This is a genomic window from Acidocella facilis ATCC 35904, assembly GCF_000687875.1.
Taxonomy (GTDB): domain Bacteria; phylum Pseudomonadota; class Alphaproteobacteria; order Acetobacterales; family Acetobacteraceae; genus Acidocella; species Acidocella facilis.
Map to the genome: position 1 here is coordinate 92,373 of NZ_JHYG01000004.1, position 25,434 is coordinate 117,806.

Genomic DNA, 25,434 nt, shown 5'->3' on the forward strand with positions numbered 1-25,434 from the left:
GCTCAGGGCTTCACATCCTCGCCCGGAAAGGCGCCCCAGAAATCGCTGCGGGCCAGGTAGCCGGTCTCATATTTGGTGGCAGCCTTGCAGTAATCGCTGGTGGGCGTGCAGCGCAGCAACGCCCCGGACACGCCCTGGGCGAGATAGGCGACCACACCCGCCCCGGCGCTGGGCCCGCTGCGCAAGGCGGCCTTGTCGGCGGTGATATAGAAGCCGCGCTTGGCGCGGATGGTCGCCTCATGCACCCAGCCGGTGCCGCCATCCGGCGCCAGGATCTGCCGCCAGACATTGAATTCGCCGATGATCTCCACCGGCAGCCCGGCGCGCTGATAGACCCAGTTCACCGGATATTGAAACCCCGGCCCGGCGCGCACATTCACCTCATCCGAGCGCAGCGAGACAAAGCGCGGCACCGGCAGGCCGGTATTGCTGCCTTTGCCAGGGCCAGGGCCGGTGCCAGGATCAGGGGCGGCGGCGCAGAGCAGCGGGGCCAACAGCAGCACTATCAGCCGCAAACGGGGCATTCCGGGTCCTTTCTCAGTTTCACCTTGCGGAATTCCGCCGCCAGCGCGTCCCATACCAGCAAGAAGCCGGAAAGCGATTGGCCGATACCAGCGATCTCCTTGATCACCTCGGTTGCCTGCAGCGTGCCCATCACCCCGGTCACCGCGCCCAGCACCCCGGCCTCGGAGCAGGGCGGCACCAGCCCCTCGGGCGGCGGTTCGGGGTAGAGGCAACGGTAACAGGGCCCGCTGACATGCGGCTTGAAGGTTGAAATCTGCCCCTCAAACCGCAGCACCGCAGCGGAGACCAGGGTCTTCTTCGCCGCCACGCAGGCATCGGCCACCAGAAACCGGCTGGTGAAATTATCCGTGCCATCGCAGATCAGGTCGTAATCCCCGAGCAGCCGGCCGACATTCCGTGCATCGAGCTTTTCCCGATGCTGCACGACCCGCACCAGCGGATTGATCCGCGCCAGCGACTCGGCGGCACTCTCCACCTTGGCCCGGCCGAGATCCGCCACGCCATGCGCCACCTGGCGCTGCAGGTTGGAGAGCTCGACCACATCCGGGTCGACCAGCCCGATCGTGCCGATCCCCGCCGCCGCCAGATACAGCCCCAAGGGCGAGCCCAGCCCGCCAGCGCCGACGATGAGCACCTTCGCGGCCTTCAACCTGGCCTGGCCGGTGCCGCCCAGCTCGCGCAGCAAGATATGCCGCGAATAGCGCTGGATTTCCGCTTCCGAGAAATTCAAATCCATGAGCGGGCTTATATTATGCTTCCGCGCGCGGGACCAAACGTGAGAGCCTTTCAAGCCCGCTATCAATCTGGTAATAACGGCGGATGCATATTGTGTTCCGGCGAGAGCACGTCCAGGTGATGAGGTTTTCTTAGAAATGACGGCGATTAACGCCATCCGTATGGGTGGCATGGATATTCTTCCCCTGGTCGAGGGCGGTAAGGGCGTTTCCGCCTCCAACGGCATCAGCGCCGGGCATTGGGCGCTGGCCGGCGGCGTTGGCACCTTCTCCGCCGTGAATGCCGATAGTTTCGACGATCAGGGCCGCATTATCCCGCAGATCTATAAGGGCCGCACCCGCCGGGACCGGCATGAGGAGCTGATCCAGTTCGCCATCGATGGCGGGGTGGAGCAGGCCCGGCGCGCCTGGGAGATTTCCGGCGGCAAGGGCCGCATCCACGCCAATATCCTGTGGGAGATGGGCGGGGCGGAGCGCGTCATCAACGGCATTCTGGAGCGCACCAAGGGCATCGTCAGCGGCATCACCTGCGGCGCGGGCATGCCCTACCGGCTGTCGGACATCGCCGCCAAATTCAACGTGCATTACTACCCCATCGTCTCCTCCGGCCGCGCCTTCGCGGCGCTGTGGAAGCGCGCCTACTCCAAGGCGGCGGATCTGCTGGGCGGGGTGGTCTATGAGGATCCCTGGCTGGCCGGCGGCCATAACGGCCTCTCCAACTCCGAGGATCCGGCGAAGCCCGAGAGCCCCTATCCCCGCCTGGTCGCGCTGCGCAAGGTGATGCGCGATTTCGGCCTGCACGAAACCCCGATCATCATGGCCGGTGGCGTCTGGGCCCTGGATGAGTGGAAGGATTACATCAATAATCCCGAAATCGGGCCGATCGCCTTCCAGTTCGGCACCCGCCCGCTGCTGACCAAGGAAAGCCCGATCCCGCAAAGCTGGAAGGAGCGCCTGTTCAAGCTGAAGCCCGGTGACGTCTTCCTCAACCGCTTCTCGCCGACCGGCTTTTATTCCTCCGCCGTGAATAATGATTTCATGCGCGAGCTGCGCGCCCGCAGCGACCGTCAGGTGGCCTACAGCCCCGAGGCGGTGGGTGAGCATCTGGTGGAATATGGCGTCGGCGCGCGCAAGCGCCCGGTCTATCTCACCGCACCTGATTATGCCCGCGCCAAGGCCTGGGAGGATGAGGGCTTCACCGAGGCGCTGCGCACCCCGGATTCGACGCTGATCTTCGTCGCCCCTGAGAAGGCGGCGGAAATCCATGAGGACCAGGTGGCCTGCATGGGCTGCCTCAGCCAGTGCCGCTTCTCCAACTGGTCCCAGCATGAGCCGACCTTCGATAACGGCAAGAAGGCCGACCCGCGCAGCTTCTGCATCCAGAAGACGCTGCAGAACATCGCCCACGCGGCGGAGGGTGACGAGGCGGCGATGGATAATAATCTGATGTTCGCCGGCCATAACGCCCATCGCTTCGGCTCGGACCCGTTCTATTCCAACGGCTTCATCCCCTCGGTGAAGCAGCTGGTGGAACGTCTCCTCACCGGCAAATGACTTGGAAAAGCCGCCCAACAGGGCGGCTTTTTTATTTGCAAATGTTTTTTGGTGCCGCTTTTTTTCAAAAAAGCGGCGAAGAGGTTGGGGCGTGTGCAACGCCGTTGCCATCACCCCAGACGTTTTGCAGCCCTTTTTTCAAAAAGGGCTGCACCCCAAAAATTTTTGAAATATTTTCCAATCGCAGCGTCATAAAGGATGAGGTCCTCATGAAAATTCTCGGCATTTCCGGCAGCCTGCGCACCGGTTCCTGGAACACCAGCGCCCTGCACGCCGCAGCCGAATTGCTGCCGGAGCATCACCTCGGCATCGCCGAAATTGGCGATCTGCCGCTGATGAACCAGGACCTCGAAAAAGACGGCACTTTTCCCCCGGAAGTCGAGCGCCTGCGCCAGGAGATACGCGGCGCCGATGCCATCCTCTTCGCCACCCCGGAATATAACGCCTCCATCCCCGCGCCGCTGAAAAACGCCATCGACTGGGGCTCGCGCGGCGGCAATGTCTGGGCCGACAAACCCGCCGCCATCATCGGCGTTTCCCCGGGCGTGCTGGGCACCGCCCGCGGCCAGTACCCGCTGCGCCAGACTTTGGGCGTGCTCAACCTGCATCTGCTCGGCCAGCCGGAGGTTTTCATCGGCGGCGCCGGGGCGAAATTCCAGGACGGCAAACTCACTGACGAACCTACCCGCGCCTTCCTGGCGAAAATGCTGGAGGCATTCATCACCTTCGCGGCGAAGGTGAACCAGGCCTGATCACCCCGCCCCCCCGCGCCAGATAATGGCGTGGCGGCACCCCCAGGCAGCGCTTGAACATGGCGGTGAAGGCGGCCGGATTGTCATAGCCCAGCTCCAGCGCCACGCTGGTGACACTCTGCCCGGCGGCCAGCCGGGGCAGGGCGGCATGCAGGCAGGCCCGCTGGCGCCAGGCGGCGAAACTCAAACCCGTCTCGTGGCGAAACAGCCGGGTGAAGCTGCGCCGGCTCACCCCCAACGCCGCCGCCCAGTCCTCGATCGTCGCATGCGGCGTCGGCGCGCTCAGAAATCCCTGGCAGCGCGCCAGCAAAGCCGGGTGGCGCACCGGCATCGGCAAACCCAAGGGCAGGGCGGGCAGGTGCTGCAGCTCATGCAGCAGCAGTGTCATCAGCGCCCCGGCCCGGCTATCCTGGTCATACTCCGCCGGCAGTTCCAGCGCCTCGCGCATCAGCCCTTGCACGAAAGGCGGGATCGCCATCACCTGGCAATCGGCCGGCATGGAGGTGATCGCCTCCGGCTCCAGATACAGGCTGCGAATCTGCACCTGGCCCAGCATCCGCACCGCATGGTCGGTGCCCGCCGGCAGCCAGATGCCCTGTTGCGGCGGGATCATCCAACTCCCGCCCTTGGTGGTGACAATCACCGTCCCCGCCGCGCCGAACAAAAGCTGGTGGCGCCGGTGCCGGTGCATGGGAACGGCGAACCCGTCCACATAATCCGTGCCCAGCGCCAGCAAGGGCCGCGCGACATCGTCAAGAAGTTCAACCCGGCTATTCCAGACCATGGCCCACTCGCGTAAATTTTCGGCCCGCCTGCGGTTGTGGGCCTGCTCTCCGTCCCTTAAGTCTTATCCCTCTCACACGCAATAATATGTCGCCGCGAAACGCGAGCGGCACGGGGATGCAAAGCTATGAGTGACGTCATCAGCGCGCCGCAGCGCCCAGCCGGCACCGCCAGCACGGTGCTGGGCGCGGTCAGTGTCTGCCATTTTCTGAATGATCTGGTGCAATCGCTGCTGCCGGCGATCTACCCGATCCTGAAAGGCGGCTTCAACCTGAATTTCGGCCAGATCGGCGCGTTGACGCTGACCTACCAGATCACCGCCTCGCTGCTGCAGCCGCTTGTCGGGCTGTTCACCGATAAAAAGCCGCTGCCCTTCTCGCTGCCGGTCGGCATGGCCTTCTCAATGTCCGGCCTGCTCACCCTGGCCTACGCGCCGGGCTATGGCATTCTGCTGCTGGGGGCGAGCCTGATGGGCGTCGGCTCCTCCATCTTCCACCCGGAAGCCTCACGCATCGCGCGCCTGGCCTCGGGCGGGCGGCATGGGCTGGCGCAATCAGTGTTCCAGGTCGGCGGCAATTTCGGCCAGTCGATCGGCCCGCTGCTGGCCGCCTTCATCATCCTGCCGCATGGCCGCGCCAGCCTGGCCTGGTTCGCCCTGGTGGCGCTCGGGGCGATCGTGCTGCTCACCGGGCTTGGCCAATGGTACCGCACCCAGGGCCATGCCAAACGCGCGCCACGCCGCGCCGCCAGCGCCCCGGCGCTGCCCCGCCAGCAGGTGATCACCGCCCTGGTCGTGCTGCTGGCGCTGATGTTCTCGAAATTCTTCTACATCGCCAGCTTCACCTCTTATTATATCTTCTATCTGATGCAGCGCTTTCATCTGGGGGTGCAGGAAGCGCAGGTGGATCTGTTCATCTTCATGGCCGCCGCCGCCATCGGCACTGTCATCGGCGGCCCGGTGGGTGACAAAATCGGCCGCAAGCTCGTCATCTGGGGCTCGATCCTGGGCGTCGCCCCCTTCGCGCTGGCACTCCCTTATGTCGGGCTCAATCTCACCCTGCTGCTCAGCGTCATCATCGGGCTGGTGCTCTCCTCCGCCTTCTCCTCCATCGTCGTCTATGCGCAGGAGCTGATGCCCGGGCGGATCGGCGCCGTCTCCGGCCTGTTCTTCGGTCTGGCCTTCGGCTTGGGCGGCATCGGGGCGGCGGTGCTGGGCACGCTGGCGGACGCCATCGGCATCGTGAAGGTTTATGAAATCTGCGCCTTTCTGCCTTTGATCGGCCTCGCCGCCGCGTTCCTGCCGCATACGGGCGCTAAACACGCCGCATGAATCATTGGGGCGACTCGCGGGACTCGGCTATCCTGCGGGCCGGTTCAGCGGCGTGAAGGAGCAGAGGCATGACGGAGCAGGCGGCGAGAAAACCGTATTTCATCGTGCTCGGCAACGAGAAAGGCGGGTGCGGCAAGTCCACCACCTCGGTGCATGTCATCGTCTCGCTGCTGCGCGACGGCTATAAGGTCGGCGCCATGGATCTCGACGCCCGCCAGGGCACGCTGGCCGGCACGCTGGCCGCGCGTCAGGCCTTCGTCGAGGCCAAGGGCATCGAGCTGCCGCTACCCGAATTCCGCCCGGTGCCGCGCTCGGAAGCCGATACCCGCGCCGAGATCGAGGAAGAAGAACGCAATAATTTCGACGAAGGCGTGGCCTCTCTGGTCGAGGCCGGCGCCGAGATCATCGTCGTCGACTGCCCGGGCACCGACAACTACCTCTCCCGCTACGGCCATTCATTCGCGGACACGCTGATCACCCCGATCAATGACAGCTTCGTGGATTTCTCCATGCTGGCGAAGGTGGATGCGGATAATCACGACATCATCAAGCCCAGCATCTATTCCGAGATGGTCTGGGAAGCTCGCAAAACCCGCTTCAACCGCGACAAGGGCAAGATCGACTGGATCGTGATGCGCAACCGCCTGGCGGCGGTGGAGGCGCGCAACAAGCGCGATGTCGGCGAGACGCTGGAAACCCTGGCCAAGCGCATCGGCTTTCGCACGCTGAAAGGCTTTGGCGAGCGCGTGATCTTCCGTGAGCTGTACCTGCAAGGGCTGACGCTGATGGATGTGAAGGAGGCCAATATCGGCATCGCTTTGGGCCTCTCCCACATCGCGGCACGCAACGAGGTGCGCTCGGTCATCGGCGCGATCAAGCTGCCGCCGCCGCGCAAACCCGAGCCGCAAGCCGAACTGGTCGCCTAAAAAATCCCCTAAAAAAGTAAAAGTTTTTGGTGCAGCTTTTTTCAAAAAGCTGCAAAAACCTTGGTTTTTTGGCAAAGAACGGCAACCCCCTTGCCAGCCCGCGCACGATGTCCGAAGAGCGGCCTCTGATGAGAGGCCCGACATGACACGCATCTTCCTGGCCGGCGCCGGCCCGGGCGATCCCGAGTTGCTGACGATGAAAACCGCCCGGCTGCTGCGCGAGGCGGAGGTGGTGCTGCATGACAGCCTGGTCGGCCCCGGCATCTTGGCCTTGATCAACCCTGACGCCGAGCTGGTCGATGTCGGCAAACGCTGCGGCCGCGCCTCCGCCCCGCAGGCGGAAATCTGCCGGCTGCTGGTGGAATATGCCCGGACCGGCCGGATGGTGGTGCGGCTGAAAGGCGGCGACCCGGTGATTTTCGGCCGCCTGACCGAGGAGATGGAGGCGCTGCGCGCCGCCGGGTTCAGCTTCGAGGTGGTGCCCGGCATCACCGCCGCCGCCGCCGCCGCCGCCGGGCTGGAGCTCTCCCTCACCCAGCGCCGCATCGCCCGCTCCCTGCACATCATCACCGGCCATGGCGCGGATGCCGGGCTGCCGGCGCATGATTGGAGCGCTTTGGCACGCGCCGGCGGCAGCTTCGCCATCTATATGGGCAGCAAGCATCTGCCCGGCCTGGTGGAGAAATTGCTGGAAGCCGGCATGGCCCCTGGCCTGCCGGCGATCGCGGTGGAATCCGCCAGCCTGCCTGCGCAGCGCGTGCTGCGCGCCACCCTGGCCAGCCTCGCCGGCGCGGTGGCGCGCGCCGCGCCCAGCGGCCCGGTTCTAGTGCTGGTCGGCGAGGCACTGGGCTGACACTTCGCCCCGGGCGCGAAAAGCAGGCAACCGAACCTTAAGTTTCATTCATTATCACCGCCCCAAGCGCCCTTCGCGGGTGCCACCGGGGCGGAGGTCCCGGCCGTTCCATTCCCGAGGGGCCGATATGAAGAACCAGCCGATCATCGTTAAATTCCTTGCCGTGCTCGGCGTGTTGGGGCTGGTCGCCCTTATCGCCACCGGCTTCGTCGCCACGCAGATCCGCACGGTCGCCGACCGGGGCGCGCAGATCAACGCCACGAGCATGCAGGCGGCGGTGGATGTCGCCAATGCCAACGGCGCCTTGCAGCGCCAGCGCGCCGCGCTGGAATGGCTGCTGATCACGTTGGGGGCTGACCTCGACGCGCAGGCCAGCAAGGAAATCACCGACGCACGCGCGGTCTTCGACAATTCCATGACCCAGGCCGCCAACCTGGTTCCGGCACAGGCCGATGCTCTGAACCAGCTGCGCCAACGTGGCGATGCCGCCTTTGATGCCAGCTGCGCCAAAGCGGCGCAGATGGGCAATGCCTCCACCACGCTGGCAGGTAACGAGGCGGCGCAGACAGAATTCAACCAGAATTGCGCCAACGTCTTCCCGCCTTTGGCCCGGGATTTGCGGGCGGAACGCGATCAACTGACCCAGCTGGCAACCACGCAGCTGGATGCTGTGCAGCGCGGCGCCGCTTATACGATGTGGACGTCGCTCATCGGCATCGTGCTGGCGCTCGCCGCCGTGGCCATCGGCGCCTATTTCGCCATCGCCGCCTGGGTCTCCAACCCGCTGACCCGCCTGCGTGACGCGATGGCGCGCCTCTCCGGCGGGGATCTCGCGGCCGAGGTGCCGGAGATGGGCCGCAAGGACGAGGTCGGGCAGATGGCCGGCGCCGTCATGGTCTTCAAGCAAGCCGGGCTGGAGAAGCAGCGTGTCGAGGAGGAGGCGCGCCGCAATGCCGCCGCCGCCGAGGCCGAACGCGCCCAGGCCGCCGCCGCCCGCGAACAGGCCGCCGCGATGCTGGCGAAGGTGGTGGAAAGCCTGGCCGACGGGCTGGAGCGCCTCTCCGTGGGTGACCTGATGTTCCGGATCGATCAGCAATTCTCCGACGAATATGAAAAACTGCGGGCCGATTTCAACAAGGCGGTGGCGACGCTGCAGCAGACCATGCAGCAGATTGCCGCCAACGCCCAGGGCGTGCGCGCCAGCGCCGGCGAGATCACCCAAAGCTCGGACGATCTCGCCCGCCGCACCGAGCAGCAGGCCGCCAGCCTGGAGGAAACCGCCGCGGCGCTGGAAGAGATCACCGCCACCGTACGTAAATCCTCCGAAGGCGCCAACGAGGCTCGCGGCGTGGTGAACGAGGCGAAACAGGATGCCGAGCGCTCCGGGCTGGTGGTCGGCGAGACCGTCACCGCGATGGGCGGGATCGAGGAATCCTCCAAGAAGATTTCCAACATCATCGGCGTCATCGATGAAATCGCCTTCCAGACCAACCTACTGGCGCTGAATGCCGGGGTCGAGGCGGCGCGTGCCGGCGATGCCGGGCGGGGCTTCGCCGTGGTCGCCACGGAGGTGCGGGCCCTGGCCCAGCGCTCGGCCGATGCGGCGAAGGAGATCAAGACCCTCATCAACGCCTCCGGCGCGCAGGTTCAGGTCGGGGTGCGGCTGGTGAACGAAACCGGCCAGGCGCTTACCCGCATCGTCGAACAGGTGGCGCGGCTGAATGTGCTGGTGACCGATATCGCCGGCTCCGCCCAGGAACAGGCGACAGGCCTGGCCGAGGTGAATAGCGCGGTCAACCAGATGGACCAGGTGACGCAGCAAAATGCCGCCATGGTCGAGGAAAGCACCGCCGCCAGCCACTCCCTCGCCGCCGAGGCGGACGAGCTGGCCCGGCTGGTGAACCAGTTCAAGATCGGCGATGTGCCGGCCAGCGCGCCCGCCGCGCATGCCCGCCCGGCGCCGGCCAAGCCGAAGGCGGCCCGCCCGGCGCCCAAGCACACCGCCCCGGCGCCCCGGGCCAGCGCGCCCGCAGCCGCGCCGATGCAGCCGCAACCCGCCGGCGCGGATGATTGGGACGAATTCTGATCCAGTCCCCGTAACCAAACATGAATGATTGGCAGCGAAGGTCGAGACCATGACAGACGAGATCGAATTGCCGGCGGTGATGGATCTGGTGGCCGCCCCCGCCTTGCAGGAGATGTTCCTGCAACGGCGCGGCCAGGATGTCTGCCTCAACGGCGCACAGGTGCAGCGGCTGGGCGGGCAGTGCCTGCAGGTGCTGCTGGCCGCCCGTGTCGCCTGGGCGGCGGAGGATAACAGCCTGCTTCTGCACAGCCCTTCCGAGGATCTCATCGCCTCGCTGGAGCTGATGGGGCTGAAACCTGACGATCTGACGCACCAGTCCAACGATATTTGCGGGGAACCGAAACCATGAGCATGACCATTTTGACCGTCGATGATTCCCGCGCGATGCGGGACATGTTGCGACATTCCCTGGTGGCGGCGGGATTCCGCGTCATCCAGGCGGAGGACGGGCTGCACGGGCTGGAGATTCTGGCCTCTGAATCCCCGGATGTCATCGTGACCGATATCAATATGCCGCGCATGGACGGGTTCGGCTTCATCCAGGCCGTGCGCCAGGACGAAGCCCGCCGCGCGACCCCGGTGCTGGTGCTCACCACCGAGGTCGATATCGAAAAGAAGAACCGCGCGCGTGAGGCCGGCGCCACCGGCTGGATCGTGAAGCCCTTCGACCCCGAGAAGCTGGTGGATGCGATCCGCCGCGTCGCCGCCTGAGCCTCAAGGAGGGCCGCATGGAAGACCCGTTAGCCGCAATCCGAGATACGTTTTTCCAGGAATGCGAGGAGCAGCTCGCAGAACTGGAAACCGGGCTGATCGCGATGGAGAATGGCACCGCCGAAGCCGAAACGGTGAATGCCGTATTCCGCGCCGTGCATTCGATGAAGGGCGGGGCGGGCATTTTCGCGCTCGACGCGCTGGTGCGCTTCGCGCATGTGTTCGAGACCGCGCTGGACAAGGTCCGCTCCGGCCTGCTGGTGGCCTCGCCGCCGGTGGTCGCGGTGTTCCTGCGCGCGGCGGATATTCTGGCGGATCTCGTCCGCGCCGCGCGTGATGGCGGCAGCGTGGACGAAGCCCGCATCGCCGCCGTGACGGGGGAGTTCAACCAGATCGACCAGGCCGGCGCCGCGCCGGAGTCCGCATCCACGCCCCCCAGCAGCCCAGCGCCGGAAGCCGCCGGGCATTGGGAGATATTGTTCACCCCGCACCCGGCGCTTTATGCCAAGGCCAATGAAGCCGCCTTGCTGTTGCGCGAGCTGAAACGGTTGGGCGAAACGCAGGTGACGCTGGATGACAGCGAACTGCCGGAACTGCAAGAGCTGGACCCGGAAGGTGCCTATCTCTCCTGGCGCATTCTTCTGAACAGCGATTGCAGCAAGGAAGAAATTGCCGATCTCTTTGAATTTGTCGAGGATGATTGCCGGCTCAGCATCACCCGGCACGATGCCGGGCTAGAAGGCGCCACCGCCCCGGCCACGGATGAATCCGGCTTCGCACCCGGCACGGTGATCACCGGCGATAACGGCTTCTGCTTCGAATTCTTCCCGCCTTCCGAGCCGCAGGATGAGGCGCCGGAGGAGCCCACGCCCCCGGCCGTGCCAGAAGCCGCGCCCCCCCGCGCGGCTCCCCCGCCCCCCAAACCCGCCGCGCCGCCCGAACCTGGCCCCGCCAACCCGGCGGTGCAGGCCATGGCCGCCAAGGCCGAGGCCGCGAATGCCGTCGGCGCCACCATCCGTGTCGATCTCGACCGGGTGGATCGCATGATCGATTTGGTGGGCGAGCTGGTGATCAATGAGGCGATGCTGAGCCAGCGTGTGCTGGAAGCCGGCATCGCGCGTTCCTCCGGCGTGGCCATGGCGTTGGAAGAGCTTGAGCATCTGACCCGTGAAATCCAGGATAGCGTGATGGCCATCCGCGCCCAGCCGGTGCGCTCGGTGTTCCAGCGCATGCCGCGCCTGGTGCGCGAAGTGGCGGCGATGACCAACAAGCAGGTCAAGCTGGTCACCGAAGGCGAGGCGACGGAGGTTGATAAAACCGTCATCGAACGCATCGCCGATCCTTTGACCCATATGACATCGATCATGGGCTGGAACCCACAGAGGCGCGGCTTGCCGCCGGCAAGCCGGCCGAGGGCACGGTGCGGCTGACCGCCGTGCATCGTTCCGGACGCATCGTGCTGGAAGTCGCCGATGATGGCGGCGGCATCAACCGCGCCCGCGTGCGGCAGAAGGCGATCGAAAATGGCGTGATCACCGCGGATGCCCAGCTCAGCGATGAAGAGATCGATAATCTCATCTTCCTGCCAGGGTTTTCCACGGCGGCGAAAGTTTCAGATATTTCCGGCCGCGGCGTCGGCATGGATGTGGTGCGCCAATCCATCCAGGCGCTGGGCGGCAGGATTTCGATTTCCTCCCGGCCCGGCCAGGGCTCGACCTTTACCCTCTCGCTGCCGCTGACTCTGGCGGTGCTGGATGGCATGGTCGTTTCCGCCCAAGGCAACACGCTGATCATCCCGCTCGGCGCCATCATGGAAACGCTGAAGCCCCGTGCCAAGGATGTGTTCCCGCTGGATGGGGATCTCAACATGCTGGCCCTACGCGGCGGCTATGTGCCGGTGGTCGATGTCGCGTTTTGCCTAGGCTACAGCACGAAACATGCCGACCCGGAGCAGAGCGTGGCGTTGCTGGTGGAAGGCGAGGGCGGCGCGCGCGCGGTGCTGATGGTGGATGCGATCCACGGCCAGCGCCAGGTCGTCATCAAGAGTCTGGAGGCCAATTATCGCGCCGTGCCCGGCGTCGCCGCGGCGACGGTGATGGGAGATGGGCGGGTGGCGTTGATTGTCGATGTGGATGCGGTGGTGGTGAATGCCGGCGCCGACATGAATCGCAATTCCGCCGAGATGAAGGCGCTTGAATTGAGCGGGAGGGCGGCATGAGCGATGTTTTGGAGCGTCTGGGCGAAGGGCGCGAATTGATTGCCTTTCGTGTTGGCCGGCAGGAATTCTGCATCAATGTGATGATGGTGCGCGAAATTCGCGGCTGGACCGCGGCCACCACCCTGCCGCGCGCGCCGCGTTATGTGAAGGGCGTCATCAATCTGCGCGGCGCGGTGCTGCCAATTGTCGATCTCGCCACCCGGCTCGGCATGCCGGGCACGGAGCCGACGGCGCGCAATGTCATCATCGTGGTCCAGCTGGCGCAGCGCCAGATCGGAATTCTCGTCGATGCGGTCTCGGATATTCTCACCGCTAACGATAATCTCATCCAGACGGTGCCGGATGTGACATCGGATCTGGTGAAAGGCTTCGTCAAGGGCTTATTGCCGATGGATGGGCGCATGGTGAGCCTGATCACGCTGGACGACGTGCTGCCGGCGGACGAGCTGGAGGCGGCCTGATGGCCCAGCTCACCGCCACAGCCAAAGTTTTGGTGGAGAACAGCGAATTCCGCTTTACCGCGGCCGATCTTGAGGTGATCTCCCGGCTGATGATGCAGGAAACCGGCATCACCCTCTCCACCGCGAAGGCCAATCTGGTCTATTCCCGCCTCGCCAAGCGCGTGCGCAAGCTCGGCTTGCCCGGCTTCGCGGAATATTGCGCACTGGTGGAGGCGCCGGAGGGTAAGCAGGAGCGGCGTGAGCTGGTCGCCGCCTTGACCACCAATGTGACACGGTTTTTCCGCGAACCGCATCATTTCGAGCATATGCGCACGAAGATGCTGCCCGGGTTGATCCGGCGCGCCCGGGCGGGGGAGAAAATCCGGCTCTGGTCCGCCGCCTGCTCTTCCGGGCCGGAGCCCTACTCGATGGCGCTGACCCTGCTTCAGGAGATGCCGGACGCGCCGCGTTTTGATATCCGCATCCTGGCCTCTGATATCGACCAGAATGTTCTCGCCACCGCCATGGCGGGCATTTACGAGGACTCCCAGTTGGAACCGGTGCCGCCTTCTTTGCGGCAAGCCTGGTTCAAACCGGTGAGCAATGGCAGGGAGCATCATCAGGCCGCCCCCGAGCTGCGCCAACTCATCAGCTTCAAGCCGCTGAATCTCATTGGCCAATGGCCGATGAAAGGCAAGTTCCAGATTATTTTCTGCCGCAATGTCGTGATCTATTTCGATAACCCGACCCAGGAACGGATCTGGTCGCGCTTCACGCCATTACTGGAAGATGCAGGCGCGCTCTATATCGGTCATTCCGAACGTGTTTCGGGCGCGGCGGAGCAGCTTCTGGTCAGTGATGGCGTGACCATCTACCGCAAACGCGCTGGAGGCGCCAGGACATGAGTATTCGTGTCATCGTCGTGGATGATTCCGCCACCATGCGCGGCCTCATCACCGCAACGCTGCGATCGGACCCGCAGATCGAAGTTGTCGGCCAGGCGGGTGATCCGCTGGAGGCGCGGCAAATGATCAAGCAGCTCGCCCCGGATGTGATCACGCTGGATATCGAAATGCCGAACATGGACGGTATTTCCTTCCTGGATAAAATCATGCGGTTGCGGCCGACACCGGTGGTGATGGTCTCCACCCTCACCCAGGCCGGGGCGGATGTGAATCTGCGTGCCCTGGAAATCGGTGCCTTTGATTGCGTGGCCAAGCCCTCCTCCTACGCGCCGGATAGTTTCCGGCTGCTGGCGGAAAAGGTGAAGGCGGCGGCGCAGTCGGGGCGGCGGCGCCGGCCCTTGCGCGAAGCCGCGTTCAGCCCGGTGCAGAATTACGATCCGGACGGCAAGATCGTCGCGATCGGCTCCTCCACCGGCGGGGTCGAGGCGTTGATCGAGATTTTTTCGAAATTCCCAGCCAATTGCCCGCCCACTTTGGTCAGCCAGCACATGCCGCCCAGCTTCACCCGCAGCTTCGCCGCCAGGCTGGATAAATTATGCCGCCCGCAGGCCCGCGAGGCGGAACCGGGCATGCGGCTGGAGACAGGCCATATCTATCTCTGCCCTGGCGATCACCATATGGAAATCTCCGGGCGCAGCCAGTTCACCTTGCAGCTCAGCCAGGCGGACAAGGTCAATGGCCATCGCCCCTCGGTGGATGTGATGTTCAATTCCGTCGCGAAGCAAGCCGGGGCGCAGGCGGTCGGGGTGATCCTCACCGGCCTCGGCAATGACGGGGCGGAGGGGCTGCTGGCGATGCGCCGGGCCGGCGCCGAGACGCTGGGGCAGGATGCGGCGAGCTGCGTCGTCTATGGCATGCCGCGTGTGGCCTATGAGCTGGGGGCGGTGGCCAAGCAATGCCCGCTCGACAAAATCGGCGGGCAGATCCTTGCCCTGACCAATACCCGGCAAAGGAGCTCCGTCGCATGAGTCTCTCCAATCTCTCCTCGCCCGCCGGGCGGGAGAAGCGGATCAATATCGTTCAGGGCTTTCATCATGTGGATAACGACCCCAACGCGGTGCTGACCACCATTCTCGGCTCCTGCATCGCGGCCTGCATCTGGGATCCAGCGGCAAAGGTCGGGGGCATGAACCATTTCCTTCTGCCCGGCGATGCCAATGCCCGCACCCCGGCACCGCGTAGCGACGCGCAGCGCTACGGCGTCAATCTGATGGAGCTGCTGATCAACGATCTTTTGCGCATGGGCGCCCATAAGCCCCGCATGAAGGCGAAGCTGTTTGGCGGCGCGGCGATGATCAAGGGGTTGACCGATATCGGCGCTCTCAATGCCAGCTTTGCCGAGGCGTTTCTGCGCGAGGAGGGCATCGAGCTGGTCGGCGGCAGCCTGCGCGGCGTGCATGGGCGGCGCATCCAGTTCTGGCCGGTTGGCGGGCGGGCCCGCCAGGCGCTGCTGCAGAAGGAGACAGAATCGATCATGCGCGAAGAAACCACGCGCCAACCGGTTCTGCGCTCCGGCGCTGGACAGGTGGAATTGTTCTGAACGGATCGGTCACCCCGGCAGGCCTGCACAGCGCCGGGGGAGACGCAAAGCTGAAGCATAGGAGTGGTATGATGACAAATTTTAATTCCCAAGCCGCTGACCACCATACCCCCCTGCGCTCCATCCTTACCGCCATCGGTGAGGAATTTCGGGAGCTTGGGCATTTTACCGATAGTTTTCAGCTCAGCCTCAGCCCGGCCGTGCGCCGCCTGGCGCTGGACCCTGAATGTCACCGTGATGTGCAGTCCCTGGACCTGCTCTCCCAGCGGCTGGCGGCACTTTCGGGCTATATTCTCGATATCAGCGCGATGTTGCCGGATGATCTGGCGGTGGATTCCCGCAACGCGCTCTCCTCGATCCGGCTGGCCGAGCTGCAATATCGGCTGAAAGGTGCGCCCGTGCCGCTGGATCAGGGGCATATCTCGGGCGAGCTGGAGATGTTCTAAATCCCGTCCACCAAATTTTAACCCGTCCGCCCTAGGCTGAAATCGCCGGCGGCCGGCCGGTCAAAAACCCGAAAACCTCCAAACCCGAGCCAACGCAAGCGAGAGATCATGTCCCATCAGGCCGAATATAAAGCCAATGAGCATCGCGCGGAGTTCCTCTCCGTCCGCTTAGGCGCGCAGGAATTCGCGTTCGATATCCGTTCCATCCGGGAAATTCGCGGCTGGATCGCCTCCACCCACCTGCCTTACGCGCCGCATTTCATCAAAGGCATGATCAATCTGCGCGGCAGCGTGCTGGTGGTGGTGGATCTGGCGGAGCGGCTCGGCCTCTCCGCCGCGGAACCGGGGGCCGCCTCCGTGGTGGTGGTGGTGGAGCATCAGGGCCGCGCCGCCGGGCTGCTGGTGGATGCGGTGTGCGATATCATCACCGTCACCGATGAAATGCGCCAGCGCACCCCCGATACCGGCAGCGAGATGCCCCGCGAATTCATCCAGGGGCTGGTGATGATGGATAACCGCATCATCTCCATCCTCGCCATTGGCAGTTTGATCCCGGAGGAGAGCGTGCAGCAAATGGCCGAAAGGGCCGCCGCCTGAACCGCCGCCACGCGAATAAAAAAACCGCCCGGAAGGGCGGTTTTTGTTCGGCGGTTTTTGTTGGGCAAAAGGAGCGGTTCAGTCCGCCGCCAGCGCCATCTGCTTGCGCGCCAAGGACTGGCTGACATAGCCTTCCACCGCCTCGCTCACCTTCTCCGCATGATTGGCGAAGACATGGTCGGCGCCCTCGAACACGCGGTAATCGATGGCCACCCCCTTCTGCTGGTTCAGCTTATCGACCAGCTTGCGCACGGAATTTTCCGGCACCAGCTCATCCGCATCGCCATGGATGATCAGCCCGCCAGTCGGGCAGGGGGCGAGGAAGCCGAAATCATAGCCGGCGGCGGGCAGCGCCACGGACACCCAGCCGGAGACTTCCGGGCGGCGCATCAGCAGCTGCATGCCGACGAAGGCGCCGAAGGAATAGCCGGAGATCCACAGCCCGCCATGGCCCGGGTTCAGCGCCTGCATCCAGTCCAACGCCGCCGCGGCATCGTTGATCTCGCCCATGCCGCCATCGAACTTGCTCTGGCTGCGGCCAACGCCGCGGAAATTGAAGCGCATCACGGAGAAGCCCAGGCGTTGGAAGACCTGGTACATCGTATAAGTGATGCGGTTATTCATGGTGCCGCCATGCAGCGGGTGGGGGTGCAGAACCAGGGCCAGCGGGGCGCCACGCTCTTTCGCATGGTGATAACGACCCTCTAGACGGCCCTCCGGGCCAGCAAACATCACTTCAGGCATACTCGAACTCGTCTTTCATCGTTTGGCAGCCCCGATCCTCGAAGCCTTCCCCCGGCTGGAAACCGTAAAGAAAAGCGTGACGCACCAGGGCTGGCACAGAGTGTGGACAGGATTTTCTACAGCTTGTCCGCTGCGCGGAAAATAACTCTCCCTGCTAACCGTATTAATTGACCAGGAAGGCTTTGATACCTAAATGCTCCTTCAAGATCGTGACTAAGGTTACTGATGTCTCTCAACATCTAAAATCGTCTCAGGCTTTTCAATATAGACTGCTTCCAGGCTGTTTATCCACGGAAATTCGCATGCCTTTCATGTTTTTGCGCGAGACTGCCCGAGCCTACCGCGAGCGCGACCCCGCCGCACGCTCCATGCTGGAGGTTTGGCTCTGCTATCCTGGATTGCATGCGGTGGTGATGCACCGGCTCGCCCACGCGGTCTGGAAGGCGGGTTTCATCACCGCCGGGCGCTGGCTCTCGCATCTCGGACGCTTCCTCACCGGCATCGAAATCCATCCGGGGGCGACCATCGGCCAGCGCCTGGTGATCGATCACGGCATGGGGGTGGTGATCGGCGAGACCGCCGAAATCGGCGATGATGTCTATATTTATCATCAGGTTACACTAGGCGGCACCAGCAGCGCGCAAGGCAAGCGCCACCCGACCATCGGCAGCAATGTCATCATCGGCGCCGGTGCCAAGGTGCTGGGCGCGATCAAGGTGGGGGAGGGGGCGCGCATCGGCGCCAATGCGGTGGTGGTGGCCCCGGTGCCGGCGGGCACCACGGTTGTGGGCATCCCCGCCCGGCCGGTGGAGCGCGAGGCCCGCAAGCCGCGTTTCGACGCCTATGGCACGCCCTGCGATCCCTGCATCGACCCGCTGTTTCATGAAATCGAGCTGCTGCGCACTGAGCTGACGGCGCTGGAAGCCCGGCTGCAGGTGCACGAGCGGCAGGATGAGCGGCTGTAAACCGGTAAGATGATCTATCTTGACGCGAATGCCACCGAGCCGCTGCGCCCGCAGGCCCGCGCCGCGGCGCTGGCGGCGATGGAGACAGGCGGCAACCCCGCCTCCGTGCACCAGGCCGGCCGCGCCGCGCGCAAAATCCTGGAAGAAGCCCGCGAGCGGGTGGCTTCATTCTGTGCCGCCCGCCCGGCGGATGTGATCTTCTGCGCCGGGGCGACGGAGGCCAACGCCCTGGCCCTCCACGCGCTGGGCCACGACCGCCCGATCCTGATCGGCGCCACCGAGCATGACGCCATCCGCGCCGCCGCACCCCATGCCGAAATCATCCCGGTGCAGCCGGACGGCCAGGTGGATCTCGCCGCGCTGAAATCCCTGCTCGTCGCCCATCCCGGCGCCCTGGTCTGCCTGATGGCGGCGAATAACGAGACCGGCGTGCTGCACGACATCGCCGCCGCCGCCACCCTCTGTGCCGAGGCCGGGGCGCTGCTGCATGTGGATGCGGTGCAGGCGATCGGCCGCTGCAACCAGGATTGGCTGGCGCTGGGGGCCGCCAGCCTTGCCCTCTCCGGCCATAAATTCGGCGGCCCGCCTGGGGCGGGGGCGCTGGTGGTGCGGGAAAATCTGGAAATCCGGGCGCTGATCAAAGGCGGCGGCCAGGAGCTGGGAAGGCGCGGCGGCACCCCGGCGCTGCCTGCCATCGCCGGCCTCGCGGCGGCCCTGGGCGCCCCGTACGACGCCGCGCAGATCGCCGGCTGGCGCGATGAGATCGAACAGGCCGCCCTGGCGGCGGGGGCGGTTGCCATCGGCGCCGGGGCGCCGCGCCTGCCCAACACCATCTGCCTCGCTCTGCCCGGCGTGCGCGCCGAAACCCAGCTGATTGGGCTGGACATGGCGGGCATCTGCGTCTCCGCCGGCTCCGCCTGCTCCTCGGGCAAGGTCACCGCCAGCCATGTGCTGCTGGCGATGGGGCAGGGGGATCTCGCCGGCCAAGCCATCCGCGTCTCTCTGCCCTGGAATGCCGATGTTGAAATGGTGCGCGCCTTCCAGGCGGCCTATGAGCCCATGGCACGCCGCGCCTTGCGGAAAACCGTCCAATCGGCGTAAGCACCGCCGAAGCGAATTCAAGGATATTTCATGCCGAAAATGACTTTCATCGAGCGCGACGGCACCAGCCGCGAGGTCGAGGCCCCGGTCGGGCTGTCGGTGCTGGAAGTGGCGCATAAGCATGGCGTCGACATCGAAGGCGCCTGCGAAGGCTCGCTCGCCTGCTCGACCTGCCATGTGATCGTGGACCCGGACTGGTTCGGGAAGCTGAAAGGCCCGTCCGAGGACGAGGAAGACATGCTGGACCTCGCCTTCGGCCTGGAAAAGACCTCGCGCCTGGGCTGCCAGGTCGTGATGTCCGAGGCTCTGGACGGCTTGGTGGTCAAGCTCCCTTCCGCCACCCGGAACGCGGGCAAATGAGCGCGGGGATGGTGGGGCGGCCGCGCTCCAAAAAGAGCTAAGATGAAGGTGGTGGTCGCCATGTCCGGCGGCGTCGACAGCTCGGTCGTGGCCGGGCTGATGGCGCGCGAGGGGCACGAGGTGATCGGCGTCACGCTGCAGCTCTACGACCATGGGGCGGCGGTGGGGCGCAAGGGCGCGTGCTGCGCCGGGCAGGATATCAGCGATGCCAAGCGCGTCGCCGATAGACTCGGCATCGCCCATTACGTCATCGACAGCGAAACCCGCTTCAAACAGAGCGTCATGGCCGCCTTCGCCGATTCCTACGCGGACGGCCAGACCCCGGTGCCCTGCATCGCCTGCAACCAGCATCTGAAATTCGGCGATCTGCTGGACATGGCGAAGGATCTTGGCGCCGACGCGTTGGCCACCGGCCATTATGTCCGCCGTTTGGACGGCCCTAACGGGGCGGAAATGCACAAGGCGGTGGACGAAACCCGCGACCAGAGCTGGTTCCTCTTCGCCACCACCCAGGCGCAGCTGGAATTCTGCCGCTTCCCGCTCGGCGGCTACGCCTCCAAGGCGCAGGTGCGCGAAATCGCCGCCGAAATGGGCCTCGCCGTCGCCGAGAAGGCCGACAGCCAGGATATCTGCTTCGTCCCCACCGGCAGCTACGACAAGATCGTGGAAAAATTCCGCCCGGACGCGCTGTCCGAGGGCGAGGTGGTGGCCGAGGATGGCCGCGTGCTGGGTACCCATCAGGGCATCGCCCGCTACACGATCGGCCAGGCCAAGCGCCTGCCGGACAAGGCCGCCCATATGGTGGTGAAAGCCATTGAGCCCGGCACCAGGCGCATCATCGTCGGCCCGCGCGGCAGCCAGAGCCGGATCGTCAAATTGCGGGACGTGAACTGGCTGACCGCGCCGGGCGCATTGCGCGCCTCGGTGAAGCTGCGCGCCCGCGACAGTTTGCACCCGGCCAGCATCTGCCCGGACGGCAGCGGGGCCGTGCTGGAGCTGGACGAGCCGGCGATTGCCGCCCCCGGCCAGGCGGCGGTGTTCTATGAAGGTTCGCGCATCCTGGGCGGCGGCTTCATCGCGGCCTGAATCGCAGCGCTTCGAAAATCATCGTAGCGCTGCGAAATCGGCGTCGCGTTACAAAATCAGCAGCACCAGGATCACGATCAGCAGCAGCCCGAAGCCGCCGCCATAATAAATCCCGCCGGTGCCGACGAACAGCCCGCCATGCAGGCCAAAGCCGCCGCCCAGCAGCAGCAGGATGAGCAGAATGATGAGCAAGGCGCGCATGAATAACTCCTCGACGGAAATAAATCGTGATCCGGATATAAGGAGGTGACGCCCGCATCACCGCTGGCTTGCGGGGTTTTCATGAATGCCTCATCGTCGCGCGCGGTTTCGATTTTATTGCGTAATTAACCGGTTCCGCTACAATCTTGGGTATAGGCCGTCAAAAACCGGCCTTCTGGCGCGCCAACACGGGATGCAGCATGTCGAACTCGAGCTATAATTCGCTGATCACCACGGGTGAGACCCTCACGGTCACCTCGCCTTATGTCGTCGCGACCAACCTGACCTTTGAGAATACCGGCACGGTCGATGGCGTGCTGCTCTTCACCCGCGCCGGGCTGGTGGCCGGCACGGCGGATATCAACGGCACCATCATGACCGTGGCGAGTTTCGGCGGCGGCACCGTCGCCAATATGCGTCCCGGCGCTTATGCCGGCATCGCCGGGGACCAGATCGTCATCCAGTCGATCGACAGCTTGTTCAGCACTCTGGATGTCGCCGGCACCGACAATGCCAGCTTCGCCTATCAGGCCACCTTGGCCGCACTCAGCGGCTACCATGCCACGATCGACAATGGCACGGTGGGGATGGTCGCCGAAAACGCGTTCACGCTGGATGCCAATGAGAAGCTGGTCCTCGACGAGATCGCGCTGGGCCTGTTCGGCAGCGTCGCCAACCAGGCGAGCCTGGATATCGCCTTCGCCCCGCGCGCGAATCCGGCCAGCAATCTCAACAACCCGTTCATCGATGCGGTGATCACGGCCGAGCAGGTGGTGAATCCCTGCTTTGCCGAAGGCACGCTGATCCTGACCACGCGCGGCGAGGTACGGGTGGAGGCGCTGCGGGTGGGGGATTGCGTCATCACGCCCGAGGGCGGCGAGGCGGAGATTATCTGGATCGGCCGGCGGGCGGTGACGCTGGAGGGGGCGGCAAGGCCAGAGGCGCTGCGCCCGGTCATCATCGAGCCCGGCGCGCTGGAGGAGGGGGTGCCATCCCGGCGCCTCTGCCTCTCGCCGGATCATGCCTTGTATCTGGAAGGGGTGCTGGTGCCGGCGAAAATGCTGATCAACTGGAATTCCATCCGCCAGGATCAGAGTGTTTCGCGGGTGGTTTATTATCATATCGAGCTGACAGCGCATGGCGCCTTGTTTGCCGAGGGCTGCGCGGTGGAATCCTTCCTGGACACCGGCCATCGGAGCATGTTCGACAATGCGGACAAGACCATGGCGGTGCTGCCGGCGGTGATGCAGCAGCGCCGCGAGACGGAAAGTTTCGCGCCGCTTTGCCTGGAGGGAGAGGGGCTGGCGCAGATCCGTGCCCGCATCGCTGCCCGCCAGCCGGGCCTGAAACTGGCTTAAAGAGCAAAAGTTTTTGGGGGTGTGGGGACTTTTTTCAAAAAGTCCCCACAAACGTTTGGGGCGGTGGCACCGGCGTTGCCACTGCCCCAGACATTTTGCAGCCCTTTTTGAAAAAAGGGCTGCACCCCAAAACTTTTAAAAATTAGGCGATAGCTGGGCTTGCGCGAAGCGTACCTGGCGCGGCCCTTGTTCGTGGTGGGTAATCGCCACAATCGTCGTCCCCGGCAGATGCGCCCGCAGCGCGCCGCGGATCTCCCCCGCCAGCCCCACATCCAGGGCCGAGGTCGCCTCGTCCAGAAACAGCCAGTCCGGCTTCGCCAGAATCGCCCGCGCCAGCGCCAAACGTTGCTGTTCGCCCCCCGAAAGGGCGAGCCCCCAATTCGCCGCCTCATCCAGCCGCTCGGCCAGATGCCCCAGCCCCATCGCCGCCAGCGCCTCACGCGCCGCGTCATCATCCAGCCCCGCTTCCGGCCCCGGATAAGCGAGATTGCGCCGCAACGTGCCCAGCGGGAAATAGGGTTTTTGCGGCAGGAACAGCAGCTTGCCCTGCGGCAGCGTCACCTCGCCCTGGCCATAGGGCCAGATCCCGGCCAGCGCCCGGAACAAGGTGGATTTACCGGTCCCGGAGGCGCCTGAAATCGTCACCAGCTCGCCCGGCGGCAAGGTCAGGCTGGCACGGTCCAGCAGCTTGCGGCCATCGGGCAGGGTCAGCGTCAAATCGCGCAGCGCCAGACCCTCGCCACCCGCCTGCAAGCGCGGCCCGCCGGCGGCCATGGCGCGCGCCGTCTCCATCGCCTCGCGGAAGCCATAGAGACGCGAGACGGTGGCGCGCCAGGCGACAAGCCCGGAATAGGAGGTGACGAACCAGGAGAGTGCCCCCTGCACCTGGCCGAACACCATCGGGATCTGGCTCAACCCGCCCAGCCCGATCTTCTTGGCGAAATAGCGCGGCAGGATCACCACCAGCGGGAAGATACTTGCCACCTGATTGAAGGAGATGGTGAAGAAATTCAGCGCCTTGGTCCGGCGCATGATCGCCCAGAAATTATCCCGCACGAACTGAAAGCTGCCGACCAGTTCGCCCTCTTCCTGCGCCTCGCCATGGGAGAGCGCGATCGCCTCGGGATGCTCGCGGATGCGCACCAGCCGGTAACGGAAATCCGCTTCCAGCCTCTGCTGGTTGAAGGCCAAAGGCACCAGCTTGCGGCCGATCAGATGGGTCAGCCCGGTGCCGACCAGCGCGTACAGAATGGCCACCCACAGCATATAGCCGGGAATGGTGACGCCCAGCAGCGTGATCGAGCCGGAGATGCTGTAGAGCACGAACACGAAGCTGAACAGAGTCACCACATTGGTGATGAAATCGATGCCGAGCGAGAGCGTGCTGGTGGTGAAATTATTCAAATCCTCGGAAATGCGCTGATCCGGGTTGTCGATGATCGAGCTGGGCGCGTGGGAGAGCGAGATATTGTAATAGGCCCGGTCCTGCAGCCAGTTTTCGACATAATGGGTGGTCAGCCATTGCCGCCATTTGATCTGCAGCATCTGGCTGAGATAGGTGGCGTAGACCGCGATCAGCACATAGATCACCACCAGCTCGAGAAAGCCCGGCATGGCGCCTTTGCCCGGCACCCGTATCACCGGCATGTAGAGAAGGGCGACGACGATCTTCGAATCATAGGCCTGGATGGCGTTGAAGAAATCATTATTCCAGTAGGTCAGGATCACATTGAGCCCGACCAGCAGCAGATTCAGCCCCACCACAGCGCCCAGCAGCCCCCAGGCCACCCATTTCTGCTCGGATTTGAAATAGGGCTTGGCCAGGCTGACGCCCTCGGCGAAGCCGGTGAGGAAATTCGTCATCGCATGGCGCAAAGTCAGCCCTCCGGACGGGTCAGGCGCAGGCGGATCACGCCATGCAGCGTCTCGGGATCGACTGGCTTGCCCTTGCGGAGAATCTCGATCCGCCCGGCCCGCGCCAGGCGCTGCGCCGCCAGCTTCACCGGCGCCAGCGAGCGGCGCCAGCTTTCATCCTGCGGATGGCCCGCCAGCGCGCGCGCCGCCTCGGTGGGGCAGATGGATTTGTCCAACCCGCGCTGGGCGAGCGTGTCGAGAATGGCCTGTTCGGCGGGATCGGCGGTCATGGGAACAGAGTTATGCCGCAAGCGGCGGAGGCATCAAGGTGCAGCATATTGCGATTTGCAAAGTTGCGTTGCGCCGGGTGAGTGCCGCCAGCCGAGCGGCCAGGCTTCAGCGCCGTGCCAGCAGGCTGCCGAGCGCCGCGCCATCCAGGGCGGCGCTGAAAAAACTGCCCTGCGCCAGATCCGCCCGCAGCCGGCGCAACAGATCATATTGGGTCTGGCTTTCCACCCCGTCCGCCAGCACCTGGCAGCCCAGCGCGTGCCCCGCCTCCACCGCCGCCTGCACGATGCCGGCCGCGCCATCCGCCTCGATATCGCGCACCAGCGAGCGGTCCAGCCGCAAGGTGGAGAAATTCAGCTTGCGCAGCGGGGCGAGCGAGGCATAGCCGGTGCCGAAATGGTCCAGCGCCAGCCGCAGCCCCAGACCCTGCAGGGCCCGCAGCGCGAAGACCGTATCTTCATTGGCATCCAGCAGCATTTCCTCGGTGATCAGCAATTCCAGCTGGCAGGGTTCGGCCTGGGCGTGCTGCAACGCTTCCAGCACATGCTTCACCAGCTGGCCGGAGCGCAGATGCCGCAGACACAAGGCCAAAGAGAGGGTGAAATCCCGCGGCATCTGGGCCGCCTGCACGCAGACCTGGCGCAGCATCCAGGCGCCGAGATCGATGATCATGTCCGATTGCTCGGCCAGCGGCAGCAAATGCCCCGCCGGGATCAGCCCGCGCCGTGAATGGTCCAGCCGCAGTTGTACCTCCGCCGCGCAGGCCCGCCCGGATGCCAGCGCGATGATCGGCTGGAAATGCAGCGCCAGCCGGTTGGTGGCCAAGGCCTGGCGCAGCTTCTGGATGACGCGCCGCCGCTCGGTGATGCGGTGGCGGGCATTATGCTGCTTCAGCTCCCGTTCCGCCCGCAGCTCAGCCTCGGCGGCATGATCCGATTCTTGGCGTGTCGCGGTCATGGCGCCACGCGGGGGCGAGAGGGGCGGGCTGGGCGGTGCAGGAGGCGCATGGCGCCAATT

At 64.8% G+C, this 25,434-nt stretch carries 30 protein-coding genes; 21 read left to right on the top strand and 9 right to left on the bottom strand.

The features are described from left to right. Positions 1-2: 2 nt before the first annotated feature. Together T331_RS0106590 and T331_RS0106595 are read right to left on the bottom strand one after the other, a co-directional pair. Entirely contained in the window at positions 3-524 is a 522-nt protein-coding gene (locus T331_RS0106590; RefSeq protein ID WP_026439468.1) for an SH3 domain-containing protein, read from the bottom strand. Next, positions 506-1,261, bottom strand: coding sequence for a HesA/MoeB/ThiF family protein (locus tag T331_RS0106595; protein ID WP_026439469.1), 756 nt, complete (start codon positions 1,259-1,261; stop codon positions 506-508). The genes T331_RS0106590 and T331_RS0106595 overlap by 19 nt, the downstream gene beginning before the upstream one ends. A 136-nt stretch (positions 1,262-1,397) precedes the next feature. Here T331_RS0106595 and T331_RS0106600 point away from each other — a divergent pair, with 136 nt between their 5' ends. After that, positions 1,398-2,813 (top strand): NAD(P)H-dependent flavin oxidoreductase, encoded by a 1,416-nt coding sequence (locus T331_RS0106600; protein ID WP_026439470.1) that lies wholly within the window; start codon positions 1,398-1,400, stop codon positions 2,811-2,813. 64 nt (positions 2,814-2,877) lie between these two features. On the opposite strand, the gene T331_RS20260 is transcribed toward T331_RS0106600, so the two are convergent. Next, positions 2,878-3,024: a hypothetical protein gene (locus T331_RS20260; protein ID WP_211248687.1), complete on the bottom strand. Its 147-nt coding sequence runs from the start codon at positions 3,022-3,024 to the stop codon at positions 2,878-2,880. Here T331_RS20260 and T331_RS17560 point away from each other — a divergent pair. Continuing rightward, positions 3,023-3,565 (top strand): NADPH-dependent FMN reductase, encoded by a 543-nt coding sequence (locus T331_RS17560; protein WP_035179450.1) that lies wholly within the window; start codon positions 3,023-3,025, stop codon positions 3,563-3,565. The two genes, T331_RS20260 and T331_RS17560, sit on opposite strands and share 2 nt — an antisense overlap. On the opposite strand, the gene T331_RS17565 is transcribed toward T331_RS17560, so the two are convergent. After that, positions 3,534-4,349 carry an AraC family transcriptional regulator gene (locus tag T331_RS17565; RefSeq protein ID WP_051622216.1) on the bottom strand — a complete coding sequence of 272 codons (816 nt, stop codon included), beginning with the start codon at positions 4,347-4,349 and terminating at the stop codon, positions 3,534-3,536. The genes T331_RS17560 and T331_RS17565 overlap by 32 nt on opposite strands. Positions 4,350-4,475: 126 nt before the next feature. Between T331_RS17565 and T331_RS0106615 the strand changes: the two genes are divergently transcribed. The 14 genes from T331_RS0106615 to T331_RS0106675 all read left to right on the top strand — a co-directional run bounded on the left by T331_RS0106615 (position 4,476) and on the right by T331_RS0106675 (position 16,460). Beyond that, on the top strand, positions 4,476-5,678 hold the full coding sequence (locus T331_RS0106615; protein ID WP_026439471.1) for an MFS transporter: 1,203 nt from the start codon (positions 4,476-4,478) through the stop codon (positions 5,676-5,678). A 68-nt stretch (positions 5,679-5,746) separates the two neighbouring features. After that, the gene (locus T331_RS17570) at positions 5,747-6,604 is read left to right on the top strand and encodes a division plane positioning ATPase MipZ (protein ID WP_035179453.1); all 858 of its coding nucleotides are present in this window, start codon (positions 5,747-5,749) and stop codon (positions 6,602-6,604) included. Between the two features lie 142 nt (positions 6,605-6,746). Further along, positions 6,747-7,457, top strand: a complete 711-nt coding sequence (gene cobA, locus T331_RS17575) for a uroporphyrinogen-III C-methyltransferase (protein ID WP_051622217.1) — start codon at positions 6,747-6,749, stop codon at positions 7,455-7,457. A gap of 127 nt (positions 7,458-7,584) precedes the next feature. Then, a complete protein-coding gene (locus tag T331_RS0106630) occupies positions 7,585-9,543 on the top strand; it encodes a methyl-accepting chemotaxis protein (protein ID WP_026439472.1) in 1,959 nt (652 codons plus the stop codon). 49 nt (positions 9,544-9,592) lie between these two features. Further along, positions 9,593-9,892 carry an STAS domain-containing protein gene (locus T331_RS17580; RefSeq protein ID WP_155992632.1) on the top strand — a complete coding sequence of 100 codons (300 nt, stop codon included), beginning with the start codon at positions 9,593-9,595 and terminating at the stop codon, positions 9,890-9,892. After that, positions 9,889-10,254: a response regulator gene (locus T331_RS0106640; protein WP_008493509.1), complete on the top strand. Its 366-nt coding sequence runs from the start codon at positions 9,889-9,891 to the stop codon at positions 10,252-10,254. The genes T331_RS17580 and T331_RS0106640 overlap by 4 nt, the downstream gene beginning before the upstream one ends. Positions 10,255-10,271: 17 nt before the next feature. Beyond that, entirely contained in the window at positions 10,272-11,684 is a 1,413-nt protein-coding gene (locus T331_RS20390) for an Hpt domain-containing protein (RefSeq protein ID WP_244876905.1), read from the top strand. Beyond that, on the top strand, positions 11,675-12,472 hold the full coding sequence (locus T331_RS20395) for a chemotaxis protein CheA (protein ID WP_244876906.1): 798 nt from the start codon (positions 11,675-11,677) through the stop codon (positions 12,470-12,472). Before T331_RS20390 ends, T331_RS20395 begins: the two co-directional genes overlap by 10 nt. After that, positions 12,469-12,933, top strand: coding sequence for a chemotaxis protein CheW (locus T331_RS0106650; RefSeq protein ID WP_008493506.1), 465 nt, complete (start codon positions 12,469-12,471; stop codon positions 12,931-12,933). The genes T331_RS20395 and T331_RS0106650 overlap by 4 nt, the downstream gene beginning before the upstream one ends. Further along, positions 12,933-13,817, top strand: a complete 885-nt coding sequence (locus T331_RS0106655) for a CheR family methyltransferase (RefSeq protein ID WP_026439473.1) — start codon at positions 12,933-12,935, stop codon at positions 13,815-13,817. Before T331_RS0106650 ends, T331_RS0106655 begins: the two co-directional genes overlap by 1 nt. After that, positions 13,814-14,845: a protein-glutamate methylesterase/protein-glutamine glutaminase gene (locus T331_RS0106660; protein WP_008493503.1), complete on the top strand. Its 1,032-nt coding sequence runs from the start codon at positions 13,814-13,816 to the stop codon at positions 14,843-14,845. The genes T331_RS0106655 and T331_RS0106660 overlap by 4 nt, the downstream gene beginning before the upstream one ends. Further along, the gene (locus T331_RS0106665; RefSeq protein WP_008493502.1) at positions 14,842-15,417 is read left to right on the top strand and encodes a chemotaxis protein CheD; all 576 of its coding nucleotides are present in this window, start codon (positions 14,842-14,844) and stop codon (positions 15,415-15,417) included. Before T331_RS0106660 ends, T331_RS0106665 begins: the two co-directional genes overlap by 4 nt. A gap of 71 nt (positions 15,418-15,488) precedes the next feature. Continuing rightward, on the top strand, positions 15,489-15,863 hold the full coding sequence (locus tag T331_RS0106670; RefSeq protein ID WP_155992633.1) for a hypothetical protein: 375 nt from the start codon (positions 15,489-15,491) through the stop codon (positions 15,861-15,863). Positions 15,864-15,971: 108 nt separating this feature from the next. After that, positions 15,972-16,460 carry a chemotaxis protein CheW gene (locus tag T331_RS0106675; protein WP_008493500.1) on the top strand — a complete coding sequence of 163 codons (489 nt, stop codon included), beginning with the start codon at positions 15,972-15,974 and terminating at the stop codon, positions 16,458-16,460. A 78-nt stretch (positions 16,461-16,538) separates the two neighbouring features. Here T331_RS0106675 and T331_RS0106680 read toward each other — a convergent pair whose 3' ends face one another. Then, positions 16,539-17,204 carry an alpha/beta hydrolase gene (locus T331_RS0106680; protein ID WP_008493499.1) on the bottom strand — a complete coding sequence of 222 codons (666 nt, stop codon included), beginning with the start codon at positions 17,202-17,204 and terminating at the stop codon, positions 16,539-16,541. A 302-nt stretch (positions 17,205-17,506) separates the two neighbouring features. Between T331_RS0106680 and cysE the strand changes: the two genes are divergently transcribed. Genes cysE through mnmA form a run of 4 tightly spaced genes read left to right on the top strand, consistent with a single transcriptional unit; the run spans position 17,507 to position 20,716 of the window. Then, entirely contained in the window at positions 17,507-18,169 is a 663-nt protein-coding gene (gene cysE, locus T331_RS17590) for a serine O-acetyltransferase (RefSeq protein WP_035179457.1), read from the top strand. A gap of 9 nt (positions 18,170-18,178) precedes the next feature. Further along, the gene (locus T331_RS0106690; protein WP_035179460.1) at positions 18,179-19,270 is read left to right on the top strand and encodes a cysteine desulfurase family protein; all 1,092 of its coding nucleotides are present in this window, start codon (positions 18,179-18,181) and stop codon (positions 19,268-19,270) included. A gap of 30 nt (positions 19,271-19,300) precedes the next feature. Beyond that, complete coding sequence (locus T331_RS0106695; protein WP_026439476.1) at positions 19,301-19,630, top strand: ferredoxin family 2Fe-2S iron-sulfur cluster binding protein; 330 nt, start codon at positions 19,301-19,303, stop codon at positions 19,628-19,630. 42 nt (positions 19,631-19,672) lie between these two features. Further along, a complete protein-coding gene (mnmA, locus tag T331_RS0106700) occupies positions 19,673-20,716 on the top strand; it encodes a tRNA 2-thiouridine(34) synthase MnmA (RefSeq protein WP_026439477.1) in 1,044 nt (347 codons plus the stop codon). Positions 20,717-20,764: 48 nt separating this feature from the next. Here the strand turns inward: mnmA and T331_RS19820 are convergent, their stop codons facing one another. Further along, positions 20,765-20,917, bottom strand: coding sequence for a DUF3309 domain-containing protein (locus T331_RS19820; protein ID WP_155992634.1), 153 nt, complete (start codon positions 20,915-20,917; stop codon positions 20,765-20,767). 200 nt (positions 20,918-21,117) lie between these two features. On the opposite strand from T331_RS19820, the gene T331_RS19105 reads away from it, so the two are divergent. Continuing rightward, positions 21,118-22,275, top strand: a complete 1,158-nt coding sequence (locus T331_RS19105) for a Hint domain-containing protein (protein WP_051622219.1) — start codon at positions 21,118-21,120, stop codon at positions 22,273-22,275. 135 nt (positions 22,276-22,410) lie between these two features. Here the strand turns inward: T331_RS19105 and T331_RS0106715 are convergent, their stop codons facing one another. From T331_RS0106715 to T331_RS0106725, 3 genes are all read right to left on the bottom strand, one after another. After that, positions 22,411-24,150, bottom strand: coding sequence for an ABC transporter ATP-binding protein/permease (locus tag T331_RS0106715; RefSeq protein ID WP_244876907.1), 1,740 nt, complete (start codon positions 24,148-24,150; stop codon positions 22,411-22,413). Positions 24,151-24,152: 2 nt separating this feature from the next. Further along, positions 24,153-24,419, bottom strand: a complete 267-nt coding sequence (locus tag T331_RS0106720; RefSeq protein WP_008493490.1) for a DUF3253 domain-containing protein — start codon at positions 24,417-24,419, stop codon at positions 24,153-24,155. 106 nt (positions 24,420-24,525) lie between these two features. After that, on the bottom strand, positions 24,526-25,374 hold the full coding sequence (locus tag T331_RS0106725) for an EAL domain-containing protein (protein ID WP_026439479.1): 849 nt from the start codon (positions 25,372-25,374) through the stop codon (positions 24,526-24,528). Between the last annotated feature and the right edge of the window lie 60 nt (positions 25,375-25,434).

Bases quoted from the DNA above. Each gene is read 5' to 3' on its own strand.
- T331_RS0106590 (WP_026439468.1), bottom strand. From the start codon at position 524: ATGCCCCGTTTGCGGCTGATAGTGCTGCTGTTGGCCCCGCTGCTCTGC.
- T331_RS0106595 (WP_026439469.1), bottom strand. From the start codon at position 1,261: ATGGATTTGAATTTCTCGGAAGCGGAAATCCAGCGCTATTCGCGGCAT.
- T331_RS0106600 (WP_026439470.1), top strand. From the start codon at position 1,398: ATGACGGCGATTAACGCCATCCGTATGGGTGGCATGGATATTCTTCCC.
- T331_RS17560 (WP_035179450.1), top strand. From the start codon at position 3,023: ATGAAAATTCTCGGCATTTCCGGCAGCCTGCGCACCGGTTCCTGGAAC.
- T331_RS20260 (WP_211248687.1), bottom strand. From the start codon at position 3,024: ATGAGGACCTCATCCTTTATGACGCTGCGATTGGAAAATATTTCAAAA.
- T331_RS17565 (WP_051622216.1), bottom strand. From the start codon at position 4,349: ATGGTCTGGAATAGCCGGGTTGAACTTCTTGACGATGTCGCGCGGCCC.
- T331_RS0106615 (WP_026439471.1), top strand. From the start codon at position 4,476: ATGAGTGACGTCATCAGCGCGCCGCAGCGCCCAGCCGGCACCGCCAGC.
- T331_RS17570 (WP_035179453.1), top strand. From the start codon at position 5,747: ATGACGGAGCAGGCGGCGAGAAAACCGTATTTCATCGTGCTCGGCAAC.
- cobA (WP_051622217.1), top strand. From the start codon at position 6,747: ATGACACGCATCTTCCTGGCCGGCGCCGGCCCGGGCGATCCCGAGTTG.
- T331_RS0106630 (WP_026439472.1), top strand. From the start codon at position 7,585: ATGAAGAACCAGCCGATCATCGTTAAATTCCTTGCCGTGCTCGGCGTG.
- T331_RS17580 (WP_155992632.1), top strand. From the start codon at position 9,593: ATGACAGACGAGATCGAATTGCCGGCGGTGATGGATCTGGTGGCCGCC.
- T331_RS0106640 (WP_008493509.1), top strand. From the start codon at position 9,889: ATGAGCATGACCATTTTGACCGTCGATGATTCCCGCGCGATGCGGGAC.
- T331_RS20390 (WP_244876905.1), top strand. From the start codon at position 10,272: ATGGAAGACCCGTTAGCCGCAATCCGAGATACGTTTTTCCAGGAATGC.
- T331_RS0106650 (WP_008493506.1), top strand. From the start codon at position 12,469: ATGAGCGATGTTTTGGAGCGTCTGGGCGAAGGGCGCGAATTGATTGCC.
- T331_RS0106655 (WP_026439473.1), top strand. From the start codon at position 12,933: ATGGCCCAGCTCACCGCCACAGCCAAAGTTTTGGTGGAGAACAGCGAA.
- T331_RS0106660 (WP_008493503.1), top strand. From the start codon at position 13,814: ATGAGTATTCGTGTCATCGTCGTGGATGATTCCGCCACCATGCGCGGC.
- T331_RS0106665 (WP_008493502.1), top strand. From the start codon at position 14,842: ATGAGTCTCTCCAATCTCTCCTCGCCCGCCGGGCGGGAGAAGCGGATC.
- T331_RS0106670 (WP_155992633.1), top strand. From the start codon at position 15,489: ATGACAAATTTTAATTCCCAAGCCGCTGACCACCATACCCCCCTGCGC.
- T331_RS0106675 (WP_008493500.1), top strand. From the start codon at position 15,972: ATGTCCCATCAGGCCGAATATAAAGCCAATGAGCATCGCGCGGAGTTC.
- T331_RS0106680 (WP_008493499.1), bottom strand. From the start codon at position 17,204: ATGCCTGAAGTGATGTTTGCTGGCCCGGAGGGCCGTCTAGAGGGTCGT.
- cysE (WP_035179457.1), top strand. From the start codon at position 17,507: ATGCCTTTCATGTTTTTGCGCGAGACTGCCCGAGCCTACCGCGAGCGC.
- T331_RS0106690 (WP_035179460.1), top strand. From the start codon at position 18,179: ATGATCTATCTTGACGCGAATGCCACCGAGCCGCTGCGCCCGCAGGCC.
- T331_RS0106695 (WP_026439476.1), top strand. From the start codon at position 19,301: ATGCCGAAAATGACTTTCATCGAGCGCGACGGCACCAGCCGCGAGGTC.
- mnmA (WP_026439477.1), top strand. From the start codon at position 19,673: ATGAAGGTGGTGGTCGCCATGTCCGGCGGCGTCGACAGCTCGGTCGTG.
- T331_RS19820 (WP_155992634.1), bottom strand. From the start codon at position 20,917: ATGCGCGCCTTGCTCATCATTCTGCTCATCCTGCTGCTGCTGGGCGGC.
- T331_RS19105 (WP_051622219.1), top strand. From the start codon at position 21,118: ATGTCGAACTCGAGCTATAATTCGCTGATCACCACGGGTGAGACCCTC.
- T331_RS0106720 (WP_008493490.1), bottom strand. From the start codon at position 24,419: ATGACCGCCGATCCCGCCGAACAGGCCATTCTCGACACGCTCGCCCAG.
- T331_RS0106725 (WP_026439479.1), bottom strand. From the start codon at position 25,374: ATGACCGCGACACGCCAAGAATCGGATCATGCCGCCGAGGCTGAGCTG.